Here is a 3,590-nt window from a genome sequence, read left to right on the forward strand (position 1 = left end):
GTCCCGCCGCTGAACGAGGTGCGCCGCCAGCTCCACGACTCCACCGGCGACGGACAGCTTGCCCCGTACACCAGCTGGGCTGACTACGGGCAGAACATCAAGCACCCCGAGTCGCTGATCAACTTCGTGGCCGCGTACGGCACCTACCCGAGCATCACCAGCGCCGCCACCCTGGCGGACAAGCGCGCAGCCGCGAAGGCGATCGTGGATCCGGGCCCCGGCGCCACGCCTCCCACCGCGGACATGATCGACTTCATGAACAGCTCCGGAGCCTGGGCGAACCAGGAGACCGGCCTGAACAAGGTTGACCTGTGGGTCGGCGGCCTGGCGGAGAAGACCAACCTCTTCGGCGGCCTCCTCGGCAGCACGTTCAACTACGTGTTCGAGAACCAGCTCACGGACCTCCAGAACGGCGACCGGCTGTACTACCTGGCCCGCACCCCCGGCATGAACCTGCGCACCCAGCTCGAAGGCAACAGCTTCTCCGAGATGATCATGCGCAACACCGAAGGTGTGAACACGCTGAAGGCTGATGTGTTCGCGACGGCGGACTGCAAGTTCCAGCTGGGCAACCTCGCCGGCACGCCGGCTGGGTTCACCGCATCGGGACCATCCGTTGCCGACGACGCCACAACGACCGACTGCAACGAGAATGCGCTGCTCATTCGGAAGCCTGACGGCACCATCCAGTACCAGGAGAAGAACACCGTCGATCCCTCCGGCATCAACGGCCAGTCCGTCTACAACGGCACTGACGGCGTGGACCGGGTTACCGGCGGCAACGACAACGACACCTTCTGGGGCAACGCCGGAAACGACGTCATTGAGGGCAACGGCGGCGACGACGTGGCGCTCGGCGGCGACGGCAACGACAGGATCACCGACCTGTCCGGAGCCGACGTGCTCAAGGGCGGCCCGGGCAACGACTACGTCAATGCCGGCATCGGCAACGACATCACGATGGGCGGMGACGGCCAGGACTTCATGAACGGCGGCGCCAACGACAACGAGACGTTCGCCGGACCCGGCAACGACTTCATCCGGGCCGGCGACGGTGCGGACGCGGTGTTCGGCGACGGCGGGGACGACTGGATCCAGGGCGGCTCCGGCCAGGACCTGCTCCAGGGCGACCACGGTGCCCCGTTCTTCGACGATCCGGCACAGACCAAGCCGGGCAACGACATCATGGTCGGCCAGGTCGGTGAGAACGACTACGACGCTGAAGGCGGAGACGACATCATGGCCGCCAACGCCGCGATCGACAGGTTCGCCGGTGCGGCCGGATTCGACTGGGCCATCCACCAGTACGACACGGTGGGCGCCAACGATGACATGAAGATCAACCAGAACCTGGSCGGCCTGCCGCTGCAGATTGTGGTCAACAGGGACCGGTGGCAGGAAACCGAAGCCAACTCCGGATCCGCGTTCGACGACGTGATCAAGGGTGATGACCGGGTGCCCAGCACCGTGGGCGGCGCCGGCTTCAGCGGCTGCGACGTCCTCGACCAGACAGGCATCGACAGGATCGCCGGCCTGGGGAACATCCTCCCCGCGCCCAGCACCCCGCTCGAGCCGGTGGCGGCGATCTCCGCAATGGGGGCCTGCCCCCTCACCGGTCCGGTCTGGGGCGACGGCAACATCCTGCTCGGCGGCCTCGGCAGCGACCGGCTCGAAGGCCGCGGCGCCAACGACGTCCTCGACGGCGACCGGTACGTCCAGGTACGGATCAGCGTCCGCACCAACCCGGACGACCCGGCCACCGARATCGGCAGCRCCGACCTCATGGAACACACCTACCAGGCGGGCAACCCCCACACCCTGGAGGCCGATGTCGCCGCCGGCATCATCGACCCCGGCAACCTGGTGGCGGTCCGTGAAGTCATCACGCCGACGGCCGCACAGACCGCAGGCAACATCGACACCGCAGTGTTCTCCGGCCCGGAGGCCAACTACACCGTCASCACCACCGGCGGCGACGGCACCCTCGGCTCAGCCGGTTCRACGACGACGGTAACCGACAACGTCGGCGCCGACGGAACCGACACCCTGCGGAACATCGAGSMMCTSGCCTTCTCTGACACGGTTGTCACCAATGCTCCGGCGATCGGCGCAGCAACCGCCGGCAACGCCCGGGCAACGGTCACCTGGACCGCGCCGACCATCGGCGTCGCCAGCAGCTTCAACATCAAGACGCTGGATGTGACGACGAACGCGGCCGGCGTCCAGGTGGGCGGCCTGCTCACCGCGGCAGGAACGGACACCAGCCTCGTGGTACCGGGCCTGACCAACGGGAACAAGTATGTGTTCCAGGTTTCGGCCACGAACGCCCAGGGCACCAGCCCGTTCTCGGTAGCATCCAACGTGGTGGTTCCGGCACCAACCGCCGAACCCGCCCCAGCCGCCGCGCCCGGGGCTCCAACCGCGGTCACTGCAACGGCGGCCGATGGAACGGCTACCCTGACCTGGACCACCCCGGCCTCCGACGGTGGGTCGCCCATCACCGGGTTCCAGGTGCGGGCCTTCGACGGAGCTGCTGTGGCAGTCACGCAGCAGGTCACCGGTAACGTGACAACCGCCGTCGTGACGGGGCTCACAAACGGTACTGCCTACACCTTCGATGTCGCCGCCGTAAACGCGGTGGGCACCGGAGCGGCCTCGACCGCCTCGGCAGCCGTAACTCCGGCGGCCGCAGCGGTGACGCCGGCAGCGGCCGGAAGCGTTAGTGCCGTGGCCGGCAACGCCCAGGTTACCCTCAGCTGGACCGCCCCGGCCTCCGACGGCGGTGCACCGATCACCGGTTACGAGATCCGCACGTTCGTCGGTGCCGGGACCACCCCGACACGGACACTGACCGTCGGAACCGGCACGGGGGCCGTCGTGGACGCGCTGATCAACGCCACCGGCTACACGTTCGACGTGGCTGCGATCAACTCGGCCGGCACCGGGGCCAGGTCAGCCCGGACGGCAGTTGCGACGCCTCGCTCGGAATTCGTCCTCCCGACGATCACGGCCCGGACCCCTGCAGTTGGGGCAAAGTCGGTCAGCCAGGCCAACAACCTGACTGTCACCTTCAGTGAACCGGTCACGAACGTCACCGGCGGAACAGTGGTCCTGCGGCTTGGAACGGCCGTGATCCCGGCAACGGTAAGCTACAACAACGCGAACCGGACGGCAACACTGAACCCGAGCGCGAACCTCCTGACGGACCGGACCTACTCCATGGCAGTGTCCTCCATCCGTGACACGGCTGGGAACACGATGGCATCAACATCGTGGCAGTTCACCACCGGACCGGCTCCCACGCTGGTTTCCGTCAGCCCGGCGATTGGTGCACGGGGCGTGGCCCGGACGGCGAACGTGACCGCCCGATTCAGCGAACCGATCACCGGCGCCAGCACGGGAACGGTGGTGCTGCGGCTCGGCACAACGATCATTCCCGCCGTCGTGAGCTACAACAACGCGACCCGGACAGTGACGCTGAACCCGTCGGTAACCCTGGCGGCGAACCGGACCTACACCATGGCCATATCGTCCGTCCGTGACCTGGCGAACAACCCGTTCCTCTCGCGGAACTGGACCTTCACCACCGG

Annotated in this window: 1 protein-coding gene; it reads left to right on the top strand. The window is 67.4% G+C overall.

The genetic code is table 11. The features are described from left to right. Positions 1-3,590: fibronectin type III domain-containing protein (locus AC1DFE_RS23820; RefSeq protein ID WP_476908297.1), on the top strand; the 3,590-nt coding region annotated here is incomplete at both ends.

This window comes from Arthrobacter sp. 05T423 (assembly GCF_056396245.1).